Source organism: Pseudorhizobium endolithicum, from assembly GCF_902153245.2.
Taxonomy (GTDB): domain Bacteria; phylum Pseudomonadota; class Alphaproteobacteria; order Rhizobiales; family Rhizobiaceae; genus Neorhizobium; species Neorhizobium endolithicum.
In genome coordinates, this window is the sequence record NZ_CABFWF030000006.1 from 47,014 (window position 1) to 67,907 (window position 20,894).

Here is a 20,894-nt window from a genome sequence, read left to right on the forward strand (position 1 = left end):
TTCTCTTCATTGTGACTGGTTCCGGGACATCCCGGAAGGCGGTGGATGCGAAGAGATATAGGGAGGCTCACCTTAACTGCAGGTGGCGGACGGATGAAAACTTCGTAATGTTGCCGCCGGCCGCTAGCGCTTGCCGACAAGCTCGTCGAGGCGGGCCTGCTCCTCCGCCGTCAGGGGGGCGGGCGTGCGTGCCTGCAGGCGTCCGCGCGCTATCAGCACGAGCACCAGCGCCCCGCCCAGGAGCAGCACCGCCGGCGCAGTCCACAGAAGCAGCGTCCGCACCGAAAAGCGCGGCTTCAGCAGCACGAATTCGCCGTAGCGGGAGACGACATAGTCGATCACCTCCTCATCCGTGTCGCCGTTCTGGAGCCGCTCGCGGACGAGCACCCTGAGGTCACGGGCAAGTTCGGCATTGGAATCGTCGATCGACTGGTTCTGGCAGACCATGCAGCGCAGGTTGACGGAAAGATTTCTGGCCCTCTCCTCGAGCACGGGATCGTCGAGCACCTCGTCCGGATTGACGGCCAGCGCCGGGAGGGGAGCGAGCGCCAGCATGGCCGCGAGGAGAAGCTTCCGGATCATTCCGCGGCCTCCATCGCGAGCCGGGCCGGCCGGGCCTTGCGCCGCGGCGCGCCCACCCGCAGCCGTCGGTCGGAGAGCGACACGAAGCCGCCGACCATCATGATCAGGCTGCCGCCCCAGATGCAGAGAATGAACGGCTTCCACCAGATGCGGACCACCATGCCGCCGCCGGCGATCGGATCGCCGAGCGAAACATAGAGCTGGCTGAAGCCGAAGGTGACGATGCCCGCTTCCGTGGTCGGCATCCGCCGCGCCGTGTAGAGGCGCTTGGACGACCATGTGTCGGCAACCACCACCCCGCCCTGGCTGATCGTGAAATGGCCGCGCTCTTCCGTGAAGTTCGGCCCCACCGCCTCGCGCATGCCGTCGAAGACGAGCGAATAGCCGCCGGCCTCCACCGTCATGCCCTGCTTCATCTCAACGACCGTCTCCGTTTCATAGGTGGTCACCATGATGATGCCGAGCACCGTCACGCCGAGGCCGAAATGGGCGAGCGCCGTGCCGAAGGCGGATCGTGGCAGGCCTGTCAGCCGGCGCCATGCCACGCCGACGGGCAGCTTGCCGAAGTTTGCCCGGTACCAGAGATCGGCCAGAGCGCCGAACATGCCCCAGAAGGCAATCACGAGGCCAAAGACGGCCATCACCGGTCCGCCGTTCTCGATGTAGTAGAGCACGAGGCCTGCGACGAGCGCCAGGCCGGCCGCACCGTAGAGGCGCTGCATGGCGCCCAGCAGATCCCCCCGCTTCCAGGCCAGCATCGGCCCGAAGGGTACGGCGATCAGCAGCGGGATCATCAGGAGCCCGAAAGTCATGTTGAAGAAGGGTGCGCCGACCGAAATCTTCTCCCCTGTCAGCGTTTCCAGCACCAGCGGATAGAGCGTGCCGATCAGGATCGTCGCGGTGGCGACCGTCAGGATCAGGTTGTTGAGGACCAGCGAGCCTTCCCGCGAGATCGGCGCGAACAGGCCGCCCGCCTTCAGCATCGGCGCCCGCCAGGCGAACAGCGCGAAGGCACCGCCGATGAACAGCATCAGGATCGCGAGGATGAAGATGCCGCGCGTCGGGTCGGTCGCGAAGGCGTGGACCGAGGTGAGCACGCCCGAGCGGACGAGGAAGGTGCCGAGCAGCGACAGCGAGAATGTCATGATCGCCAGCAGCACCGTCCAGATCTTCAGCGCCTCGCGCTTCTCCATGACCAGCGCGGAGTGCAAGAGCGCGGTGCCGGCGAGCCAGGGCATGAAGGAGGCGTTCTCGACGGGGTCCCAGAACCACCAGCCGCCCCAGCCGAGCTCGTAATAGGCCCAGTAGGATCCCATGGCGATGCCGGCGGTCAGGAAGGTCCAGGCGGCGAGCGTCCAGGGCCGCACCCAGCGCGCCCAGGCCGCGTCGATCCGTCCCTCCATCAGCGCCGCGACCGCGAAGGAGAAGCAGACGGAGAAGCCGACATAACCGAGATAAAGCAGCGGCGGATGCACCGCGAGACCCGGATCCTGCAGGATCGGGTTAAGGTCCTGCCCCTCCGCCGGTGCCGGGTTGAGGCGCAGGAAGGGGTTCGATGTCAGCAGGATGAACAGGGTGAAGGCGGTCGTGATCCAGGCTTGGGCGGCCAGCACGTTGGCCCTCAGCGTATCGGGGAGGTTGCGTCCGAAGAAGGCGACGAGGGCGCTGAAGAAGACGAGGATCAGCAGCCACAGCATCATGGAGCCTTCGTGATTGCCCCAGACGCCGGAGAATTTGTAGACCGCCGGCATCATCGAATGGGAATTCTCCCAGACGTTCTTCAGCGAGAAGTCGGAAACCACATAGGCCCAGGTCAGCGCCGAGAAGGAAAACAGCACCAGCAGGAACATGACGATGGAGCCGACCGGCGCGAGCGCCATCATCGCAGCGTCGTTGCGGCGCGCGCCGATTACCGGCACGATGGAGACGACGAGCGCGGTCGCAAGCGCGAGAACCAGGGCGTAATGGCCGACCTCGATGATCATTGCGTCGCCCCCTCGCCGCCGTGCTGCCAGACTCCGTCTTCCTTCAGGCGGTCGGCCACTTCTTTCGGCATGTAGTTCTCGTCATGCTTGGCGAGTACCGAGTCGGCCACGAAGGAACCGGTCGCCGCGTCGAACGCCCCTTCGGTCACCACGCCCTGCCCTTCGCGGAAGAGATCGGGAAGAATGCCTTTGTAGCTCACCGGTACGGTGTTGGAGCCGTCGGTGACCGAAAAGCTCACCGTCGAACCCTCGCCGCGCTTCACCGATCCTTCGGCGACGAGGCCCCCGAGACGGATGCGCGTGCCGGGGGAGACCTCGGTCGTGGCGAGATCCGCCGGCATGTAGAAATAGGCCACCGACTGGCTGAAGGCGAACATGACGAGCAGGACCGCGGCGAGGATGAAGCTCATGCCGCCGGCGATGATCGCCAGCCGTTTCTGTTTGCGTGTCATTGCGTCACTCCTTCGACGGCAAGGCCGACTTCGCGGGCGAGCGCAATCAGCTGCCGCCCCTCGTCGCCTTCCGCAGGAAAATTCCTCAGTCCGGTCCTAAGCGCTTCCGCCGCCTTGTCTTTGTCGCCTAGCACGGAATAGGAGCGCACCAGCCGCAGCCAGCCCTCCAGATTGTTCGGGTCTTCCTGCAGCCGCGCCGCCAGGCTGTCCACCATGCCGCGGATCATGTCCTGACGGTCGCCTTCGGACATTTCGCCTGCTGCGGCCATGTCGTCGGCCGTGGGACCCTTCGGGGCCTCTGCCGTCTCGGCGGGCGCGCCACCGGTAGCCGCGATATGCTGCCGGATCAGGTCCATCCAGGGCGCATCGGTCGGCGAATCCGCGGCGATCGCCTCGAAGGCGGTCCGTGCCTCTTCGTTGCGCCCCGCCTGCTCCAGGCCGAGCGCGACATAGAAGCGTGCGCGCGGATTGTTCGGCTGAAGGCGGATGCTCTCCTCGAAGGCGAGCCGCGCATCCTCGGTCACGATGCCGTCATTGGCGGCAATCAGCGTCTCGCCCAGCCCAGCCAGCCTCTCCGGACTTGTCCCCAAAAGGCGGATGGCGTTGCGGTAGGCGAGCTCGGCATCGCCCAGCCGCATCGCCTTGAAGTAGATCGGCGCCAGCAGATCCCACCCGGCCCCGTCATTGGGGTTCTGGGCGAGGTGGCGTTCCGCCTTGGCGACCAGCAGCGCCATGTTGTTGCCGGGGTTTTCCAGGCGCGCCTCGAGCGGCTGGTCCGGCAGTTGCGGGCTGCCGAGCAGGAGATAGAGCGAAAGTCCGACTGCCGGGACGAGAAGGGTCACCGCAACGCCTGTCGCGGTCATCCCGGTGCGGGCCGTGGGGCAGTCTGCGCCCTTCTCCGCCTCGCCGGCCACGGCAAGCAGCCTGCGGCCGATCTCGGCCTTGGCATATTCCGCTTCGGCGGCCGAGATCAGGCCATGATCGCGGTCGCGCTCCAGCTCGGCGAGTTGGTCGCGATAGACGGCGATCTCGCCGGCGCGGTCGGGCGCGGAAGACCGGGCGCTCCGCGCAAGGGTTGCGAGCAGGACGGCCGCGACGGCGGCGGTCAGGACGGCGAGGATGATCCACAAAAACATAATGGTCCAATTACTGGAACCGGCCTGGCTTTCCAACTGTCAAGCCGGTCATGACGCGGATTTGAGGCGTTTGGCCGCAAGTTTCCTGCGCTCCAGATGCGCCCTTACCGCCGGTTCCACCATGATTTATGTCAAATCTGTCGGATCGGCACCGTCTCAGATCAGCGGCGTCCAGGTGCCGTCCTTGTTGCGGCAGGCGGTCCCGCGGGCGATGACGTCGCGGCCATCCGCGTTGATCGTGTGCTTGTACTGCCGGCAGTTCTGCGAGCCCACCTGGTAGGGAGCCGCCGCGGTGACCTGCCCGCTGACGCCGCGGCCCGTCCACTGGATGGGCTGCCCCACGGCGGCCGCCTCCAGCGCCCGGTACTCCGCCTCCAGTGCGCGGGACCTGTCGCTGCTGCTGACCGTCACGCCGCTGCGGCCGACCATGCCGCCCTGCAGGGCGGCGATATAGGGCGTCGAGGCTGCTGGCCGGGAGGACAACAGCCCTCCGGAACTCCCGGAACTGGTCGAGCATCCGGCGAGTGACGCCAGGGCGAGCGACGCGACACCAACTTGGAAAGTTCTAGAACGCATGTCTTCGACACCGGTTGGGAGGATTCTGGTGCATGTGCCGCAGCCCGCCGATCTTTCGTCAGATTGCGTCAGGTGGATATGGCGTCTTTGTACGCATCAGGCAACATCCTTGGTGACCGACGGCAGCAGAAGTGTTGCGCGCAAGCCACCCCTGCGGCTGCGCTCCAGCTCGAAGCGGCCCTGATACTCGCCGGCGATCTCCCGCACGATCGACAGGCCGAGCCCCGCGCCGGGCCTGCTTTCGTCGAAACGGCGCCCGCGCTTCATGGCCTCGCCGATCTGCTCCGGCGCCAAGCCCGGGCCATCGTCCTCGACCGAGACCTCCAGCCATGTGCGGCGGGGGCCATCGGCCACGTCGCCGGCACGAGCATCGGCCGCCGCCGTCGCGCTGATCCATACGCGGGTCCGGCAGAACCGGGCGGCGTTTTCCAGAAGGTTACCCACCGTCTCCTCGAAATCCTGCTGTTCCATCGCCAGCACCGCGCCCGCATCGATGGAGAGGCTGAATTCCTTGTCCGGATTGAGGCGCCGCATCACCCGCACCAGCCGTTCGAGAACCGGCTCCGCCTCCGTGCGCACCAGAACGGATTCGCGCTGCGCCGCGATCCGCGCGCGGTTGAGATAGGACTGTACCTGCGCCTGCATCGCCTCGGCCTGCGATTCGATCAGTTCGCCGTGGGACGGATCGAGCGAGCGGGCCTCGTTCAGGAGCACGGCGAGCGGGGTCTTGAGGGAATGCGCCAGGTTGCCGACCTGCATGCGCGCACGATCGACGATGCGGCGGTTGCTCTCGATCAGCGCGTTGATCTCGTTGACCAGCGGCAGCACTTCGCGGGGGAACTCTCCCTCCAGGCGCTCCGCTTCGCCGCGCCGGATCTTCCCAAGGGCCCGGCGCGCGCGATCGAGGGGCCGCAGGCCGAACAGGATGGCCGCGCCGTTGACGACGAGACTGCCCAGGCCGAACACGGCGAGCGCGATGTAGAGGCTGCGGTCGAAGACGCGGATGTCCTCCTCCATGGCATCCAGGTTACCGGCGACGCGGAAGCGCGCGGCGCGCCCCTCGCTGTCGAGCACCACTTCGGTTTCCGCCACCAGCACGTTGTTCCCGAACGCATCGACGACGGGGTAGAAACGCTCGTAGCGGTTGTTGAAGGGGACGGCGAGAATGGTGGGAACGGCGATCTTCGACACGCCGAGGGAGGGAGAGGAAAGGGGGGCGGCCGCAAAGGTGCCGAGCGGCTCGATGATCCAGTACCAGCCGGTCTCGGGCTGCGAATAGCGCAGGTCGCCCAGCTGCGGATTGCCGACGAGGTTGTTGTCCTCGCCGATCGATACGGAATTGATGACGTTGTAGAGCTGGGCGCGCAGCAGGTCGGTGAACGCCCGCTCCGCCGACTGGCGGTAGAGCGCCGAGATGACCAACGCGATCACCACCAGGGCCAGCCCCGACCACAGCGTGGCGAGCAGCAGGACGCGGGCGGTGAGGGAGCGCGGCCCGAGCATTGCCGTCAGTTGACGTCGGTGGGGGATTGCATCCTGTAGCCGAGGCCGCGCACCGTCTCGATCAGGTCAACGCCGAGCTTCTTCCTCAACCGGCCGACGAAGACCTCGATCGTATTGGAATCGCGGTCGAAATCCTGGTCGTACATATGCTCGACGAGTTCGGTGCGGGAGACGACCTGTCCCATGTGGTGCATCAGGTAGGAGAGCAGGCGGAACTCATGGGAGGTGAGCTTCAGCGGCATGCCGTCGACGCTGGCCTTCGATGCCTTCGTGTCAAGCCGGACCGGTCCGCAGACGAGCTCCGACGAGGCATGGCCAGCCGCCCGGCGGATCAGCGCCCGCACGCGAGCCAGCACTTCCTCGACATGGAAGGGCTGGCCACATAGTCGTCGGCGCCGGCATCGATACCGGCCACCTTGTCGCTCCAGCGGTCGCGCGCCGTCAGCATCAGCACGGGCATGCGGCGGCCCTCGGCGCGCCATTTCTCCACCACCGTGATGCCGTCCATCACCGGCAGGCCGATATCGAGGATGACGGCATCGTATGGTTCCGTATCCCCGAGGAAGTGCCCCTCCTCGCCGTCGAAGGCCTGATCGACCACATAGCCGGCCTCCTTCAGCGCATCGGCGAGCTGCCGGCTGAGATTGACGTCGTCTTCCACTACGAGGATGCGCATGTCTTGCCCTACCCGTTCACGGCGACCGGAACCGCCGCTTCCTGCCCTACATCGGCACCCGCACCGTTACCTTGCGCGGCCGTTCGCTGCCACTGCCCTGGACCAGGACGGTGACGATGCAGGTCTGGCCGTCGGCGGACGGCTGGGCTGAGAGCAACTGGCCGCCCGTCTCGGAGACGACCCGGCTTGCGGCATCGCCGCAGTCGGCCGCGGCGAGGATGAAGTAATCGCCGGCTGCCGCCGGACCGAAGGCGGCAAGACCGGCAAGGCCGGCGATGATCATCGCAGGGATCGGCAGTCGCGCCATCGTGCTACTATTCCATCTTCAGAACGGATCGAACAGACCCAAAGCATCTGGTGGAATATGTAACGAACAACGTCTGAATGGCAAATGAATGCCGACGGCGCCCGCCCTTATCGGCGGCGGATGGCGGTGTCGGCCGAGATACGCCCGTAGATGGAGAGCGCCCCGCCGATCGCGCCGCCGAAGGCGATCGCGAGGTCCGCAAGGTCGCTCTGGATATCGGGCGTCAGGTCCACGCCGGCGACCTGCGCCAGCGAGGCGGCCACCGCGATCAACGCGCCCCACACCGTTTTCGATTGATACCACGTCTTCATGCCGTCCATGCGCTTTCTCCTTCCTAGAGTGAAATGTTTGCCGTCGCGGGCAGCCCGAGCGGTATCGCGCGCCCCCTCTGCCGGACGCGAAACGTCAATGCCGCCTGCGGCTCGCCGAAGTCGGCGATCTCCTCCGCCGGGGCATAGAGGGCGCTTGGCCCGGTAACGTCGATCAGGCGCTTGACCACGCTCCCGTCGAGGATCTCCAGGCGATAGGCCTCCTCCGGCTCGTCGAGCGGGATCTCCGCCGCCTCCCAGTCGTCGGCATTGATCCTGCCGCGTCGCACCCAGGAAAGACGGATGCCGTCCGCTCCCCGGGCGGCGCGCAGGTGCACGGGAGCCAGCGGGGTCTCCGCCCTCTTCCCGCCTGCGAATGCGATCGGACCGATCCGCCCGCCGGCCGAAGCGGCGGCCTCGGCCATCCAGTTCAGTTCCCGTCCGCGCTCTTCGAGCGAAAGTCCGAGCGGCACCACCGCCTGGTCCAGCACCACCACCGCTGCAGCGGTCGCGGATCCCGTCGCCATCGCGTCCTCGGTGCCCGCGAGGCCGCGCGCCAGCGTCCACAGCCGCCACCGGCCCGGCCCGATCTCGGCGGCATCGCAGAAGCCGATGATCTCCCAGGCGCCGTTTGCCGACCGCACGGCAAGCCGGTTCTCGCCCGCGAGCACGGCGGTGCGGGAGGCGGAGGCGAGCCCGCCGAAGAAGAGGTCGCATTCCAGCACCGACCTCCGGTCGAAACGGCCGCTCACACCCGGAGCAAGAGCCGCCGCGAGACGGCCGATCCGTGCCGGGCGGTCGAGGCCCGTCCGCAGGGCATAACCTTCCGTCGTCGTCGATGCCGACAGGAGGATCCTGCGCCACGGCCTTCCGAACGCGGCGGCACGGGCGAAGCTCTCGGCGGCACCGCCGGTGAAGCGCGGCAGGTCCATCAGGTGCAGGACCGGCGAGAAGGCCGCCGAAGCCGTCCCACCGCCGCCCGGCGTGCCGCCGTCCTCCACGGGTGCTGCCGGCGGCTGCGCCGCATGCTGGCGCGCCTGCACGCGCCGGATCTCCCCCTCCTCGACCCGCTCGACGATGAAGTCACCCTCCACCTCCACCAGCCGCACCGGATCGCCCGGCTGCAGCGCCACATCGGCGGGGGATAGGCCAAAGCTCAGCGTCCGGCGGGAAATCCACTGGTCCCTGACGGCCGCTTCCGCCGCCGCAAGTGCCGTTTCCTCGGCCAGAACGGCCGGAAGGTCGTGGGCCAGCACCCGCTGGCTGCCGGTTCGTGTCCGGCGCGAGCGGGCGCTGGCCTGCTCGTAGTCGAGCGCCGGATTGTAGGAGCCGATGACGACCTCGGCTGCAAAATCGCCGTCATGGCCGCGCGTTTCGCTCCACAGCGGCTCGTCCTCCCGATCCGCCAGGACGGTGACGATCCGGGGCGGAAGGGCCGCGGCGCCGCGAGACCGGAACCGCAACCTGCCGGCATCCTCGACCACGTCGACCCGGAACACTTCGAGCAGCGGCTGGAGCAAGGCCCGCGCCGACGTCACCTCCGCCTGCACGTAGCCCGTCAGGTCGCCGCTCACTTCGGAGACGTCGAAGTCCTCGACGCCGTGGTCTTGCAGGATGGCGGCCATCGCGTCGGCAAGGGTCGTCGCTCCCAGCCGGCCGTTCAGCCAGTGTCCGGCACGCCAGTTGCCGCCGTCGCTCCAGGCGGAAAGATCCGCCGGAAATGCCGGATAGGGCCGCGCATCCCAGGTCCAGACGAAGACATGGCCGGGATCGACCACACCCTTTGACGGAGCGGCCTGCCACCGTTCGTGATGCGCCTCCAGGAAGCGCCGCTGCAGGGCGTCGGCGCGCGAGCGGGTGGAAAAATAGGGTGCGGCGCTTTCGGCCGACTTCGCATCGACGAAGACGTTCGGCTGGTTCGCGCCCTTGTCGACCGCCGGGCAGCCGAGTTCGGTGAACCACACCGGCTTCATGCCCGGCGCCCATGCCGTGGGCTGCGCCACCTCCATCCCGCCGACGCGGTTGAAGTGGTGGTTCGCCCACCAGGCGACGATGTCCTTGTAGCGGAACATCCACGGCTTGCCGGCGGCCCCGTCGGTGATCGGCGTGCGCAGGCGGTCGCGACGGTCCGCCTCGCTCGCATAGTACCAGTCGAAGCCCTCGCCCGCTTCGATCTGCCCGCCCATCGCCGCAAGGTCTTCCGACGTCCGGAAACCGTCGGGGTTGCCCGACCCGAGGTCCCCGCGCCAGTCGGAAAGCGGCATGTAGTTGTCGATGCCCACGGCATCGATCGCAGGCGACGCCCACAGCGGGTCGAGATGGAAAAAGACGTCGCCTGAGCCGTCCTGCGGATGGTAGCCGAAATACTCGCTCCAGTCCGCGCCATAGGTGATCTTCGGCTGCGGCCCGAGAACGGCCCGCACGTCTCCCGCCAGTTGCGCCAATTCCGCCACGAACGGAAAGCCGTCCGCCTCGTCTCTCACCTGGGTCAGCCCACGCAGTTCCGAGCCGATCAGGAAGCCGTCGACACCGCCCGCTTCGGCCGCCAGGGCCGCATAATGCAGCACCATCCGCCGGTAGCCCTCCGCTCCCCGGGCGAAGGCGGCAACCTGCGCCCCCGCCGGACGTCCTGTCGGCCGTCCCCGGCCTGCCTGGCGCCGGATGGCAGGTAACGCGTCCACGCCAGGGATAGGCGGGCTGCTCGATGCCGCCATGGGGATCGGGCAGACCGTTGCCCGCGGGGATGTCCATCATCAGGAAGGGATAGAGATAGACTTCGAGCCCGCGCGCCTTCAGGTCGGCGATCGCCCGACGCAGGCCGGCATCGCTCGGCGTGCCGCCATAGGCGGGCCCGCCCTCGTGGCAGCTGACCAGATGGGCCTCTTCCCGCACCAGTCCCGCCACCGACCATGGCGAACTCTCATCGTCCCGCTGCGATACCTCGACGCCCGGCAGGACGGGGCATTCTCCGGCCCGCAGGTCCGTCCCGAACCAGGCGACCACCAGCGCCACGCGCTCAAGGTTCGGGCAGAGCGCCGTCAGTTCGTCGATCGAGGCCTGCCAGTCGGTCACCGCCGTCAGCGTATGGCGGTTCATGATCCGGGCGCTGCCCTCCCCGGTCTTCTCCGTCACCTGGACCGTCGAATAGCCATGCTCGGTGGCGCCCGGAACAATCGTCACCGCACGGATCTGCCGCTCCAGCCGCCCGACGGGCCGCAGGACCTCGAATTGCAGCAGCGGAATGCGGTTTCCGAACTGGTCGAGCGGCAGCCTTTCGAAGACGACATAGGCAAGGCCGCGATAGGCGGGCGCGCTGCCCTCCCCCTGCTTCGCCTCGATCAGCGGGTCGGGCAGTTGCTCCTCCCCTCCCCGGTAGACCCGCATCTCGATATCCGTCAGGTCGAGCTCGCGCCCATCGGCCCAGACGCGCCGGATGCAGGCGATCTCGCCCTCGCAGAGTCCGACGGCGAGGTTGGCGAAGTAACGGAAGCTCTCCACCTTCGGCCCGCTCGCCTTGCCGCCCGCGCGCTCGCGCGTCACCTCCTCCTCGAAGCGCGTCGCCCAGATCAGCGTGCCGCCGATGCGCGCCGTCCCGTAAAGCCGGTTGATCGCGGCGCCCTCGTCGGCGCCGGGGATGCGCGCCGTCGCCAGCCGTGCTCCGGAGACCGTCCGCCCTCCATTGATCAGCGCGCGATCGACGATGCTCCCGGCCAGTCCACCCGCCGCGCGTCCGAGGATCGCACCGACAGGACCGAACACGCCGCCGAGCGCCGCGCCCGCCGCCTGGAAGAGAATCGTGGCCATGGAAACAATCCGCCTATCGCATAAGGCGAGTATTATACTCGCCACTCGTAGTGGGTGCGTGCTATGAGGTAGAAGGTTGCGGGCGAAAGCAGAATGCACCGTGCCAGCCGGTGCGTCGGTGGCGATGGGCAACACCGACCTTGGCAGAGGCCCTGCCTGCAACCAAGGAGGATGCCAATGAAGCTCATGCTCAGCGGCGTCGTGCTTATGATGCGGAAAACCCGGACGGGCTGGTCAATAGCCGTCCGGGTTTATTTCAGGTCGTAAGCAAAACGGTGGGCGAGGTAGCAGCCTCGCTCACCACTCCTTCATTATATCTCTTGGCGTTGCAGTTTCAACCAAAGACGACTGAAAACAACCTCTGGTTCCAGATGCATCATTTAGTTGTATTGGGTTGCGCGACTTCGGGAAACCGGTGCACCGCCGCAATCCGCCGCTTCCACGACGGCACCAGCGCCGAGCGTATCACCGCCGCCTGTTCATAGGCATGGATGAAATGCTCCGGCCCCGCCAGGATGCCGGTATGCTTGGCGGCGCAATCCGGGCGCCAGCGGAACAGCAGCAGGTCGCCCGGCTCGGCTCCGGTCACGGGCAGGGCCGGGCCGAACAGCCGCAGGGCGGCCTCGATCAGCCGGTCCTCGCCACTCCGTTCCGCCCAGTCCGGTGCATAGGCGGCCACAGGTCCCGGGTCGCTGCCGTAAAGCTCGCGCCACACGCCGCGGATGAGCCCGATGCAGTCGCAGCCGACGCCCCTGGCCGCGCCCTGGTGCCGGTATGGCGTGCCGATCCAGCCTTCCGCAAGCCCGACGATCCTCTCTCCCCGGCTGCTCATGAAAACAGCGCTCCGCCGTCGTGCCGGCCCTCGCCCGCCGCATAGGAATAGGCGAAGTCGGCGCCCGGCACATGCGGAAAGCCGCGAAAATTCAGCTGGTTGTTGAAGCGGACCCGGCAGGTCGTGAAGCTCTTGTCGCAGCCTGCCGTGATGGAAAAGGCCGCTCCCACGTCGAGGGGCGCCTCCGGCGGCAGCCACAAGATCAGGTCCGCTGTCCCATCACCGTTCAGTTCGTGGCGTTCCACATCGAGGCGCCGCCCGTCGGTCAGCGTCATCACGCCGAGCCGGAAGAAGCCGCCGGCGAAGGCCGCAAGGCCAGACACCGTGACCCGGCTCGGTTCGCTCACGGCGATGATGCTTCCCGCGCCGCTCCAGGCGGCAAGGTCCATGCGGCAGCGGCCGTCACCGAACTCGGCGTCGCAGCGCCGGTTGTAGACGCGCCCCTGCGGCTGGGCGAGCCGGTGCGCCATGCTGCGCAATTCGGCCCGGAATGCGTCACCGGCGCGCGTCACCTCGCCCACCTCCCGCACATCGAGCAGCATGCGCTCCTGCGGGCGCTCCCACTTGACGAGGAAGCGTTCCACCCGCGCACCGTCGTAGCGGCCGGCGGAAAGATCCTGCTCCGAGATGACCTCGCTGGAGAAGCCGCCCGCAACTTCGTCGGAGCTCGCGGCAAGACCCGCCTCCGCCTCGATCTCGCTACCGGAAAAGCCGCTCGCCGCCAAAAAGGTCGTGCCGTCGAAGGCAAGATCATGGTCGTGGTCGGTGAAGCCGAGCACCACGCCGTCGCTGCGCGTCACCCGCCAGCAATGGCAGGTGCTGGTCGCATCGCCCTGAAGGTGAGCCGCCAGTTCGCCCGGGATCGCCCTCATGGCAGGATCTCCGTCAAAGGAATGGAAGGAATACGGCCGGCATCGAAATGCGCCAGGCTGACGTCGATACGATCGATGGCGAAGCGCACCGGAACATCGAAGGCGAAGCCCGCACGCACCACCGCCCCTGCCGGCGGCACATGCCCTGCCGCGAAGGTCGCAGTGCCTGCCACCACGTCGACCGCATAAGCCTCTGGGTCCACCGCCAACCCGTCGACGGAGACCACCACCGTCCCCGCCACCGGCTTTGCGATTCGCCTGACCCAGGCCCCGCCGGCATCGCCATATGTCTTCACCAGGGGGAAGACGGCAGTCGCGCCGTCACCCGTGCCGATCACCTGGTCCATGTCGGACGGAGCCTCTCCCGGAGCGCAGGACTTCCAGTCCAGCGGATCGCGAAAGCGGAAGCCGTAGAGCCCGCCGCGCCGCGCCTCGAAAAAGGCCAGCACTTCGTAGAGGTCGCCGATCGAGCGGATGCCGGAGCCTGCGTCGTAGCTGCGGCGGGAATCCCGCCAGCGGGCATTGCGGTTCTCCCGTCCGTTGGACAGGCTGACGATGTCGGTCCGCCTGACCGGCCCGCCGCTCGTGCCGAGCGCCAGCCGTAGCGGAAACTGCACTTCGTGAAATCCGGTCATTCCTGATCCTCATGTGCCTTGGTGGATCGGTCCCTGCCGACGACCCGGCCCCGCCTGCGACAGCCGCTGAGGCTCCCGTGGCCGCATCCATATTCCGTGTGCCTGACCGATGGGATCCGGGCAGGCGCATCCGGCGTCTGCCGGCTACAGCCCGCGCTGACCGCGCCCGACGCTCCTCGCCAGCATGGCGGAAATCTGCCCCTCGCTCTTGCGGAAGCTCGCCGCGTCGGTCGCCGTCACGTTGAAGACGATCTGGGTCGGCGCCCCGCCGCCACCTGCCGCAACACCCAGCGCGCCATCGGGACCGCGCCTCAGCGGCAGGATCGCCTCCGCCCCCGCCTCGCCCATCAGCCCGATATCGCCGCCCATCGGAAAGAAGCTCGGGCTACGCACCACGCCGCCCTCGGCGAACGGCACGACCTGCCCCATCATGCCCCCGATCGCATTGCCGAGCATCCCTTCGAGTGGCTTCAGCGCCGCAGACAGCGCAATATCCGTCAGCCGGTTCCCCAGCCCCCGCAGCACGTCCTCCAGCCCCCTGCCGCCCACCGTCGCCGAGCGCAAGGCACCCGTCAGCGCCGCGCCGAACCGCTGCGACCGCGCCTCCAGATCCGCCATCACGCGGGCAAGCTCCTCCGCCTCGCCGAGCGTCCCGGCAAGGGAGATGTCGTCCTCTTCCATCGGGGTGACCTTTCTTTGTCGCGGCCTTTATCCGACAGTCGCTACCTTTTCCTCGCTTGAGGACGTGTGGTGCGAGCCGGATGTAACGGCGCTATTCTAGGACTACTGCGCGAGCCTGGAACCTGATGCCCATGAGCGACAAGAACGGCGCCGCGCAGGATGATGAGGATGCGATCCTTGGCGCCCGCCCATCCGGCGTGGTTTGTAAGTCGCTGGACGCCACAGCGGCACCTGTGTCTCAGGTAGGGTGAAGAATAGGGTCTGCTTCCTGGTTCGGGCTCTAAGAGCCTTGGACACCGGACTACCTGTCGTCTTCATCTCCACTGTCGATCGCGAAGTCACCTTCGTCTTCGTCTTCGTCTTCGTCTTCGTCTTCGCCCTCGTCACTGTAGTTAAGGTTTCAAGCATTGAGGCTTCCAGCAAATCCCGGCGTTCTTTGAAATTGTCGATGTCCTCATAGTGCGACTCGAGTTCGTCCAGCACAGTGATCTTTCGTCTGTCGGACCGGAGGGCTGCCAGATACTCACCCTCGAGAGCAGGATCGAACGGTAGAGGCTTTATGAGGTCGCGGATCAACCGAGCGTTCGGGCCACAGGCTTCACCTGAGATAAAGTAGGTGATCAGTTCGGCCTGCAGTATGTCCTCTTCCTCGAAATCAAACTTCTTGCTGAGGAAAATCTTTGAGGCCTTCGACCGATAGTCTATCTCATATGTGTAGATATTGAGCCGTCTGGCTTCGTCCTCCACGATGCGGTGGACTGGATTCACAATTTTCGACACAACTCTGCCGATGAACTTGCGGTGCCGGCGCTCGTTCGGGGTAATCGTCAGCCAACCGCTAATGTCGATCTTAATGTCGAGGTGCGTTTCTAGGAATTTGACAAGTTCGAGACGCTCTTGGGCAGGTACAAACGCAGAACTTAGGCTGTAGCGGCCATAGCGCTGAGACCGATAGAACCTGCCTAGGAGAGCGATGAACTCGTTTTCCCGCGCCGAAAATTTAAGGTCGTGCTTAGCCCTCAAACGGAGGACCAGTTCCTGGTGCGCGTGCGTGATCAGGCTCTTTTCAAAGGCATCTTGATCAACTGCGCTATCGTGCTCGGTCAAAATGACCGCAATCTTCAACAGGCGTTCAAGGCCGACCGCCAGGAAGTACAAGAACTCGAAGGCATCCTCTTCGGCGGCAAAATGCTCCATCTCGTGGAAGACCTGGAGCCCGTTGAAAAGGAATCGACCGGCAATGTCGAGCTCAGTGCCGAGATTGAAGTTCTTCCAGTATTCTTCACGTCGCACGTATGTCCTCCGTCTGCCATATCGGGTCGGCAATCAGCACTAGCTTCGGCGCGTACTATTCCATGCCGTCGAGATTCCTTCCGCCACGACCATTGAACGAGTTTACTACATTCAGCCCTGTTGAGTCTCAGGCCTGTCAAGGAGGCGATGAAGCGGTACACTATCGTTGAAGCGATCCCGGCGCTGGCAGCTTCTTTAACCCTCTGCATCCTTACGGCGGCCATTCGATCACAGCACTTCGAAGCCAACGGTTCGAGAAGGAAGACGCCCGTCTACCCTCGAACGAGCGGATCAGCCGAAGCCGCCAACGCCAACCCTCCTGACGCAGACGCAGCTCAATCCGGAAACCGCCTCATCAGCGCCTCCAGCCCATCCCGCCTTATCTCCGGCGACCTTGGCCGCATCCCTCCCGCCATTGCCGAGAACTCCGCCGGCGTCAGGCGCCAGAACACCTCCGGGGGAAGCCGCAGCAGGCAGAGGCCGACATGCATCACCGTCTCCCAGGGAAACGGTTCGGCGCCGGCCTTCCTGTCCGCTGCGGCCCTCAAGGGTCCGCTGGCGTCGCCTCCTGCGGCGCGCCGAAGGTTGCCGCCAGCAGTTCGCCGACCAGCCGGGCCGTGCCTGCCACACCGCCCTCCACGCTCATCGCCGCCACCTCGTCGTCCGAGTAGAGATTGCCCGCCCCGCGAAGCCCCGCGCCGAGGATGCGGATCATGTCCGCCGAGCGGATGCGGCCCGAGGAAAAGCGCCCGGCCAGCCCGCCAAGATCGCCGACGGCAAACGCCGTTTCCAGCTCCGCGAGGCTCCCGAGCGTCAGGCAGAGCACGCGGCGCTCGCCGTCGATCACCGCCTCCACCTCGCCGCGCCGCCGGTTCGCCCTTGCCCCCGCGCTCATCAGAGCGCCCCGAAGCTCAGGTGGCCTGCCGATTCCAGCGCCAGCTCGAACCGCACCTCGCCATTGTGCTCGCCGGAATATTCGAGCACGGTGATCTGGAAGGGTCCCGTCACCGTGCCGAAATCCGGGATCAGCACCTGCCAGGAGAGGATCGTGCCGGCGAAGAAGGCGGTGCGCACCAGCGCATCGCTCGCCTGGTCCTTGAAGAGGCCGGCCCCCGTCAGCGAGGCGCGCTGCACGCCCGCCCCGCCCAGAAGCTCGCGCCAGCGCCCGGCGCTCTCGGCGTCCGTCACGTCCACCGTCTCCGCGTTGAACGCCAGCCGCCGCGAACGCAGGCCCGCAATCGTCACATAGCTGCCGCCATTGTCGATCTTCAGCAGCAGGTCCTTGCCCTTCTGCGCCACCATGGTCATTGTCCTTTCTGGAATGGAGAGAGCGCCAGCCGGCGCTCAAGGCGATAGTGCTTCGGTCTCTTCCGTCACCGCGCGGAACAGCAACTGCGCCTCGAAGAGCGCCGTCTTCGTCTGCCGCCGCGTTCGGGTCCGCAGATGCAGGAGGCTTACCAGCGCATGGCCGGCCAAGAGCAAGGACACGCCGTGCAGCAGCACCCGCACCCGATGCGCGATCTCCTCCGCCTGCCGCCGGCCAGCGGCTTCCGACCACACCTCCAGCGTCAGCCGATGCTCCTCGCCGGCCTCCGTCCCGGTGGAATAGTCGCGCGTCTCCACCTCGCCGAAGACGATCGCCGGCAATGCCGGTCGTGGCAGCAGCCAGTCCCGGATCCCGTCCGGCCCGATCAGCCCGCTCAACGCCGCATCGCTCGAAAGCCGTGCGTGGATCGCCGCCAGCAGCGCATTCGCCGCGTTCATCGTGCCCCCTCCTCGCAATGGCACAGGAGAAAGCGCCGCGTCTCGTCGGGGTCGCGCACCAGTTTCACGGAGAAGACGCGGGTACCTTTGCGGAACCGCTGTCCCGCCACGATGTCCTGCCGGAACCACACCCAGATCCGGTGGCTGACGATCGCCGCTTCCGCCGCAGCCTCCTCACGCTCAAAAACCCGCATCGGCTCCACCAGAGCCCACAGCGAGCACACCGCCTGCCAGCTCACCGCCGCGCCGCCCTGGCCGTCGCCTGCCTCCACAGGCGCCTCGAGCATGAGCCGCGCCGTCATGCGTCCCGGATCGAAGACCTGAGCCATCAGAGCCTCCGCATCCTGAACGGCGCGACCAGCCGGTCATATCCGTCGGGGATACCGGCTGGCTGCTGGTCCGGGGAGATGACGCCGCGAAAGGCGAACATATGGCCGACATGGATCAGCATCGCTCGCTTCAGCGTGTCCGGCACGTCGGTTCCCGCCTCGCCGAAGCCGGCGGAAAACCCGATCTCGATACCGTTCATGGACTGTCCCGGCGCGGGCGGGTTTCGCAGCCAGAGCCTGGCCGGCCGGCCCTCGCCGTCAAGAAGATGATCCTCGAGTGGAACTTGAAGAGGCTCGCCCTCGGCATCGAAAACCGTAACGGCCGGAATCGCTTGCACCGGCGACTTCGCGATCCTGATGATGCCGTCGGCTGGCCAATCGTCGAGGTGGAGCCGCCAGGACTGCGCCATCAGGCACAATCCCGTCTCGCGCTCCAGGTGCTCGCGGGCCGTGGCGAGAAGCGAAAGCAGCAGCGCATCCTCCTCGCCGTCGTCCAGGCGCAGATGCGCCTTCACCTCGGCAAGCGTCAGCGGCTCCGCGGCGGGCGGAGTGGTCTGGGCATAGGTCATGGGGGTGTCCGAAAATGATTAGGGAGAGCCCGTCGCCATGCCCCCTCACCAACAAAATCTATGACTTAGCTGCGCTAAGATCATGATTTTGTAACCTCTCCCACAAGGGGAGAGGGAGCGCCGAGGGCGCGGCACTGGTTCCTCTCCCTTGGTGGGAGAGGATAGTTCGCCCCAAGAGGCAAAGCCGATTGGCGAGGCGAACTTGGTGAGGGGGTTTCGGCGTTCCTCAGCTCGCCGCGAACTTCACCAGCTTGATCGCCTCGAAGTTCTGCACTCCGCCGCCGACGCGCTTGGTCGTGTAGAAGAGCACGTAGGGCTTTGCGGAATAGGGATCGCGCAGGATGCGGACGCCCGCCCGGTCGACGACAAGATAGCCGGAGCGGAAGTCGCCGAAGGCGACGGCAAGCGCATCGGCGCCGACATCCGGCATCTCCTCGGCCTCCGCGATCGGGAAGCCCATCAGCGATGCGGGCTGTCCGGCGCTTGCCGGCGGGCGCCACAGGTAGTTGCCGTCGGCATCCTTGAACTTGCGCACGTCGCCTTGGGTCTTGCGGTTCATCATGAAGGTGCCGTTCTGACGATGACCGGCCTTCAGCGCATAGATCACGTCCACCAGTGTGTCGGAGGGACCCGTCGTCTTCCAGGCGCCTGCCGCACCGGTCGCGACATAGCCGAGGCTGCCCCAGGTCCAGGCGCTGTCGGCCACCGCCGTATAGGTCAGGAAACCCTTCGGCTTGTTGATCCCGTCGCCACGGATGAAGGCGTCGCCCTCCTGCTCGGCGAAGACGATGTCCACCTCGCTGGCGATCCAGGCTTCGATGTCGACGGCCGCGTCGTCCAGCAGCGCCTGGGTGGCCGCCGGCATGGCGTAGAGTTCCATGGTCGGGAAGGAAAGCTCGGAAAGCTGCGGCGTGTTGGTCTGCGGCCGCGCCGCCGTCTCGGCCACCCAGCCGGTCGAGAGGCCGGAGGCGGCAAACGGCTTCTTCAGCACGGCCGAGGATACGGTGCGCACCGTCGAGAGCGCCCGCATCGGCGAGGCGATGGAGATCCGCCGGCCGATCTCGTTGTCGGTCTCCGGCGGCACCAGATAGCCGCCATCGGCACCGGCCGTCCCGGAAAATGCCTTAGCCTCCAGTTCGCGCAGCCCCGCATCCTCGCCCCGGCGCACATAGGCGTCGAAAGCGGCCTTGTGCTCCTCGGCCTCCGGCGAAAGCTCGCCGCCCTGGCAAGAACCGAGCGCCGGCCGCGCCTTCTTCAACAGCATCTGGTCGAGCACCTTCTTCTGCTCGTCCATCGCCCGGTTGATGCGGTCCATCTTGTCGCGCGTCACGACATCTGCGACGAGCTTCTGCTCGATCTCGCCCAGCCTGCGGTCGTTGACGTCCTTGAAGGCTTCGAAGGCCTCCATAAACTCGTCGAAGGCCGCCGTCACCGTCTCCGGCACTCCCTTAACTTCCGGAGCCTTCACCTCGGGCGCCGTCTTTCCCATGTCCGTCATGTCGCTTTTCCTTTGAAGCTGGGTTTCAACATCATCTTCGCCGCCCGCCGCATCTGGCGGACGAGCTCCGTTTCCCGGTCGCGGAAGAACCGCGCATGCTTGACGTCGGAGACGCGCGCCGAGGGCAGCATCGGGAAGGTCACCACCGAGATCTCCCAGAGGTCCGCCTCCAGGATGCGGCGCACGCCTGTCTTCGGGTCGGAGCGCGCCTTCACCGTCCTGAAGCCGATCGACAGCCCGTCCAGCGCGCCGGACTTCATCAGCGAGAAGACTTCCGCCGCGCGCCCCACGCCCGGCGCAAGCCGCCCTTCGACATAAAGGCCGCGGGCATCCTCGCGGATCACCGTCCAGGCGCCGATCGGTTCGGCCGGATCATGCTGGTAGAGCATGCGCACGCCGCGCGCGCCGCGCTCGGTAAGCGAATTGGCAAATGCCCCGCGCTCGATCCGGTCCTTGCCGAGATCGACCTCGCCGAAGACGGAGGCATAGCCCGAGAATGTCCCGTCGCCGGAAACACCCGCCAGTTCCAGATTTGCGAACTTCCGCGCGCTCGGGCGCAAGACGGGGCGCATAGCTTTGTCCATGGCGGTGCGAGGCCCGCGGTCAGCGTGCATGAAAGTCTCCTGCGATCGTGATTGTCTGTTCGAGAGCCGGCGGAGGATCAGCCCGCCCGCCTGCCCCATCGCTCCGCCACGCGCACGAGCGCGCCGAGCACCCACCAGGCGAGCAGACTTGCCGCCGCCGAGCCGGTCAGTGAAATTTCGAGCCCGGTCAGCTCGTCCGCGATCCCCATCCTGTCGGAGAGCCACAGCCCGGCCGGCTTGCCGAAGATAAGCCCGCAGCAGAGGCCGGTGAAGAAGCGGCTCGCCGCCTCGCGCCGGCTCTTCGGCAACAGGTAGATGAGCGACACGCCCGCGCCCGCCGCCGCGCCGGCTGCCTTCGCCGCCAGCACGCCGGCCTCGTTGCCAAGGTCAGCCATTGTTAATCTTCCTTGATTAGGATGAACGCATGCACCAGCGGCCGGCGATCACCGCCCCGCCGACGAGGACCCCGATTGCCGAGTCCTTTGAATCGGTTGGCCCGGGATGTTCG

22 protein-coding genes and 2 pseudogenes are annotated in these 20,894 nt (G+C 66.6%); all 24 read right to left on the reverse strand.

What is annotated here, in order from left to right; all coding sequences use genetic code 11:
* Window positions 1–123: 123 nt before the first annotated feature.
* The gene (locus RTCK_RS03505; protein ID WP_142591646.1) at window positions 124–582 is read right to left on the reverse strand and encodes a cytochrome c-type biogenesis protein; all 459 of its coding nucleotides are present in this window, start codon (window positions 580–582) and stop codon (window positions 124–126) included.
* The gene (locus RTCK_RS03510) at window positions 579–2,567 is read right to left on the reverse strand and encodes a heme lyase CcmF/NrfE family subunit (protein ID WP_142591648.1); all 1,989 of its coding nucleotides are present in this window, start codon (window positions 2,565–2,567) and stop codon (window positions 579–581) included. The genes RTCK_RS03505 and RTCK_RS03510 overlap by 4 nt, the downstream gene beginning before the upstream one ends.
* The gene (gene ccmE, locus RTCK_RS03515; protein ID WP_142591650.1) at window positions 2,564–3,019 is read right to left on the reverse strand and encodes a cytochrome c maturation protein CcmE; all 456 of its coding nucleotides are present in this window, start codon (window positions 3,017–3,019) and stop codon (window positions 2,564–2,566) included. The genes RTCK_RS03510 and ccmE overlap by 4 nt, the downstream gene beginning before the upstream one ends.
* A complete protein-coding gene (gene ccmI / locus RTCK_RS03520; protein WP_142591651.1) occupies window positions 3,016–4,155 on the reverse strand; it encodes a c-type cytochrome biogenesis protein CcmI in 1,140 nt (379 codons plus the stop codon). The genes ccmE and ccmI overlap by 4 nt, the downstream gene beginning before the upstream one ends.
* Before the next feature lie 156 nt (window positions 4,156–4,311).
* Window positions 4,312–4,731 (reverse strand): hypothetical protein, encoded by a 420-nt coding sequence (locus tag RTCK_RS03525; protein WP_142521329.1) that lies wholly within the window; start codon window positions 4,729–4,731, stop codon window positions 4,312–4,314.
* 96 nt (window positions 4,732–4,827) lie between these two features.
* Window positions 4,828–6,234 (reverse strand): ATP-binding protein, encoded by a 1,407-nt coding sequence (locus RTCK_RS03530; protein ID WP_142591653.1) that lies wholly within the window; start codon window positions 6,232–6,234, stop codon window positions 4,828–4,830.
* Window positions 6,235–6,239: 5 nt separating this feature from the next.
* Window positions 6,240–6,910 (reverse strand): annotated as a pseudogene (locus RTCK_RS03535) (response regulator transcription factor).
* Window positions 6,911–6,956: 46 nt separating this feature from the next.
* Window positions 6,957–7,217 (reverse strand): hypothetical protein, encoded by a 261-nt coding sequence (locus RTCK_RS03540; RefSeq protein ID WP_142591655.1) that lies wholly within the window; start codon window positions 7,215–7,217, stop codon window positions 6,957–6,959.
* A gap of 107 nt (window positions 7,218–7,324) precedes the next feature.
* Complete coding sequence (locus tag RTCK_RS03545; RefSeq protein ID WP_142591657.1) at window positions 7,325–7,537, reverse strand: hypothetical protein; 213 nt, start codon at window positions 7,535–7,537, stop codon at window positions 7,325–7,327.
* A gap of 14 nt (window positions 7,538–7,551) precedes the next feature.
* Window positions 7,552–11,329, reverse strand: a pseudogene (locus tag RTCK_RS03550) (baseplate multidomain protein megatron).
* 376 nt (window positions 11,330–11,705) lie between these two features.
* A complete protein-coding gene (locus tag RTCK_RS03555; protein WP_142591659.1) occupies window positions 11,706–12,161 on the reverse strand; it encodes an NlpC/P60 family protein in 456 nt (151 codons plus the stop codon).
* Window positions 12,158–13,033 carry a DUF2163 domain-containing protein gene (locus RTCK_RS03560; RefSeq protein ID WP_142591661.1) on the reverse strand — a complete coding sequence of 292 codons (876 nt, stop codon included), beginning with the start codon at window positions 13,031–13,033 and terminating at the stop codon, window positions 12,158–12,160. The genes RTCK_RS03555 and RTCK_RS03560 overlap by 4 nt, the downstream gene beginning before the upstream one ends.
* A complete protein-coding gene (locus tag RTCK_RS03565; RefSeq protein ID WP_142521336.1) occupies window positions 13,030–13,668 on the reverse strand; it encodes a DUF2460 domain-containing protein in 639 nt (212 codons plus the stop codon). Before RTCK_RS03565 ends, RTCK_RS03560 begins: the two co-directional genes overlap by 4 nt.
* A gap of 144 nt (window positions 13,669–13,812) precedes the next feature.
* Window positions 13,813–14,349, reverse strand: coding sequence for a phage tail tape measure protein (locus tag RTCK_RS03570; protein ID WP_142591663.1), 537 nt, complete (start codon window positions 14,347–14,349; stop codon window positions 13,813–13,815).
* A 102-nt stretch (window positions 14,350–14,451) separates the two neighbouring features.
* On the reverse strand, window positions 14,452–15,642 hold the full coding sequence (locus RTCK_RS03575) for a hypothetical protein (protein ID WP_142591665.1): 1,191 nt from the start codon (window positions 15,640–15,642) through the stop codon (window positions 14,452–14,454).
* 335 nt (window positions 15,643–15,977) lie between these two features.
* On the reverse strand, window positions 15,978–16,190 hold the full coding sequence (locus tag RTCK_RS03580; protein ID WP_142591667.1) for a rcc01693 family protein: 213 nt from the start codon (window positions 16,188–16,190) through the stop codon (window positions 15,978–15,980).
* Window positions 16,187–16,537: a gene transfer agent family protein gene (locus tag RTCK_RS03585; RefSeq protein ID WP_142591669.1), complete on the reverse strand. Its 351-nt coding sequence runs from the start codon at window positions 16,535–16,537 to the stop codon at window positions 16,187–16,189. Before RTCK_RS03585 ends, RTCK_RS03580 begins: the two co-directional genes overlap by 4 nt.
* The gene (locus RTCK_RS03590) at window positions 16,537–16,944 is read right to left on the reverse strand and encodes a phage major tail protein, TP901-1 family (protein WP_142591671.1); all 408 of its coding nucleotides are present in this window, start codon (window positions 16,942–16,944) and stop codon (window positions 16,537–16,539) included. Before RTCK_RS03590 ends, RTCK_RS03585 begins: the two co-directional genes overlap by 1 nt.
* 42 nt (window positions 16,945–16,986) lie before the next feature.
* Entirely contained in the window at window positions 16,987–17,406 is a 420-nt protein-coding gene (locus tag RTCK_RS03595) for a DUF3168 domain-containing protein (RefSeq protein WP_142591673.1), read from the reverse strand.
* Entirely contained in the window at window positions 17,403–17,735 is a 333-nt protein-coding gene (locus RTCK_RS03600; RefSeq protein ID WP_142521342.1) for a phage head closure protein, read from the reverse strand. Before RTCK_RS03600 ends, RTCK_RS03595 begins: the two co-directional genes overlap by 4 nt.
* Entirely contained in the window at window positions 17,735–18,304 is a 570-nt protein-coding gene (locus RTCK_RS03605) for a head-tail connector protein (protein WP_142591675.1), read from the reverse strand. The genes RTCK_RS03600 and RTCK_RS03605 overlap by 1 nt, the downstream gene beginning before the upstream one ends.
* Window positions 18,305–18,530: 226 nt before the next feature.
* Complete coding sequence (locus tag RTCK_RS03610; protein WP_142591677.1) at window positions 18,531–19,802, reverse strand: phage major capsid protein; 1,272 nt, start codon at window positions 19,800–19,802, stop codon at window positions 18,531–18,533.
* Window positions 19,799–20,416 (reverse strand): HK97 family phage prohead protease, encoded by a 618-nt coding sequence (locus RTCK_RS03615; RefSeq protein WP_408004502.1) that lies wholly within the window; start codon window positions 20,414–20,416, stop codon window positions 19,799–19,801. Before RTCK_RS03615 ends, RTCK_RS03610 begins: the two co-directional genes overlap by 4 nt.
* A 47-nt stretch (window positions 20,417–20,463) precedes the next feature.
* A complete protein-coding gene (locus RTCK_RS03620; RefSeq protein ID WP_142591680.1) occupies window positions 20,464–20,781 on the reverse strand; it encodes a DUF6107 family protein in 318 nt (105 codons plus the stop codon).
* Window positions 20,782–20,894 lie beyond the last annotated feature (113 nt).

What these genes read in the sequence shown, in the direction of transcription:
- RTCK_RS03530 (WP_142591653.1), bottom strand. Translation starts at nt 6,234, where the DNA reads ATGCTCGGGCCGCGCTCCCTCACCGCCCGCGTCCTGCTGCTCGCCACG.
- ccmE (WP_142591650.1), bottom strand. Translation starts at nt 3,019, where the DNA reads ATGACACGCAAACAGAAACGGCTGGCGATCATCGCCGGCGGCATGAGC.
- RTCK_RS03505 (WP_142591646.1), bottom strand. Translation starts at nt 582, where the DNA reads ATGATCCGGAAGCTTCTCCTCGCGGCCATGCTGGCGCTCGCTCCCCTC.
- RTCK_RS03525 (WP_142521329.1), bottom strand. Translation starts at nt 4,731, where the DNA reads ATGCGTTCTAGAACTTTCCAAGTTGGTGTCGCGTCGCTCGCCCTGGCG.
- RTCK_RS03555 (WP_142591659.1), bottom strand. Translation starts at nt 12,161, where the DNA reads ATGAGCAGCCGGGGAGAGAGGATCGTCGGGCTTGCGGAAGGCTGGATC.
- RTCK_RS03615 (WP_408004502.1), bottom strand. Translation starts at nt 20,416, where the DNA reads ATGCACGCTGACCGCGGGCCTCGCACCGCCATGGACAAAGCTATGCGC.
- RTCK_RS03620 (WP_142591680.1), bottom strand. Translation starts at nt 20,781, where the DNA reads ATGGCTGACCTTGGCAACGAGGCCGGCGTGCTGGCGGCGAAGGCAGCC.
- RTCK_RS03570 (WP_142591663.1), bottom strand. Translation starts at nt 14,349, where the DNA reads ATGGAAGAGGACGACATCTCCCTTGCCGGGACGCTCGGCGAGGCGGAG.
- RTCK_RS03585 (WP_142591669.1), bottom strand. Translation starts at nt 16,537, where the DNA reads ATGAGCGCGGGGGCAAGGGCGAACCGGCGGCGCGGCGAGGTGGAGGCG.
- RTCK_RS03545 (WP_142591657.1), bottom strand. Translation starts at nt 7,537, where the DNA reads ATGGACGGCATGAAGACGTGGTATCAATCGAAAACGGTGTGGGGCGCG.
- RTCK_RS03590 (WP_142591671.1), bottom strand. Translation starts at nt 16,944, where the DNA reads ATGGTGGCGCAGAAGGGCAAGGACCTGCTGCTGAAGATCGACAATGGC.
- RTCK_RS03565 (WP_142521336.1), bottom strand. Translation starts at nt 13,668, where the DNA reads ATGACCGGATTTCACGAAGTGCAGTTTCCGCTACGGCTGGCGCTCGGC.
- RTCK_RS03605 (WP_142591675.1), bottom strand. Translation starts at nt 18,304, where the DNA reads ATGACCTATGCCCAGACCACTCCGCCCGCCGCGGAGCCGCTGACGCTT.
- RTCK_RS03600 (WP_142521342.1), bottom strand. Translation starts at nt 17,735, where the DNA reads ATGGCTCAGGTCTTCGATCCGGGACGCATGACGGCGCGGCTCATGCTC.
- RTCK_RS03610 (WP_142591677.1), bottom strand. Translation starts at nt 19,802, where the DNA reads ATGACGGACATGGGAAAGACGGCGCCCGAGGTGAAGGCTCCGGAAGTT.
- ccmI (WP_142591651.1), bottom strand. Translation starts at nt 4,155, where the DNA reads ATGTTTTTGTGGATCATCCTCGCCGTCCTGACCGCCGCCGTCGCGGCC.
- RTCK_RS03595 (WP_142591673.1), bottom strand. Translation starts at nt 17,406, where the DNA reads ATGAACGCGGCGAATGCGCTGCTGGCGGCGATCCACGCACGGCTTTCG.
- RTCK_RS03510 (WP_142591648.1), bottom strand. Translation starts at nt 2,567, where the DNA reads ATGATCATCGAGGTCGGCCATTACGCCCTGGTTCTCGCGCTTGCGACC.
- RTCK_RS03540 (WP_142591655.1), bottom strand. Translation starts at nt 7,217, where the DNA reads ATGGCGCGACTGCCGATCCCTGCGATGATCATCGCCGGCCTTGCCGGT.
- RTCK_RS03560 (WP_142591661.1), bottom strand. Translation starts at nt 13,033, where the DNA reads ATGAGGGCGATCCCGGGCGAACTGGCGGCTCACCTTCAGGGCGATGCG.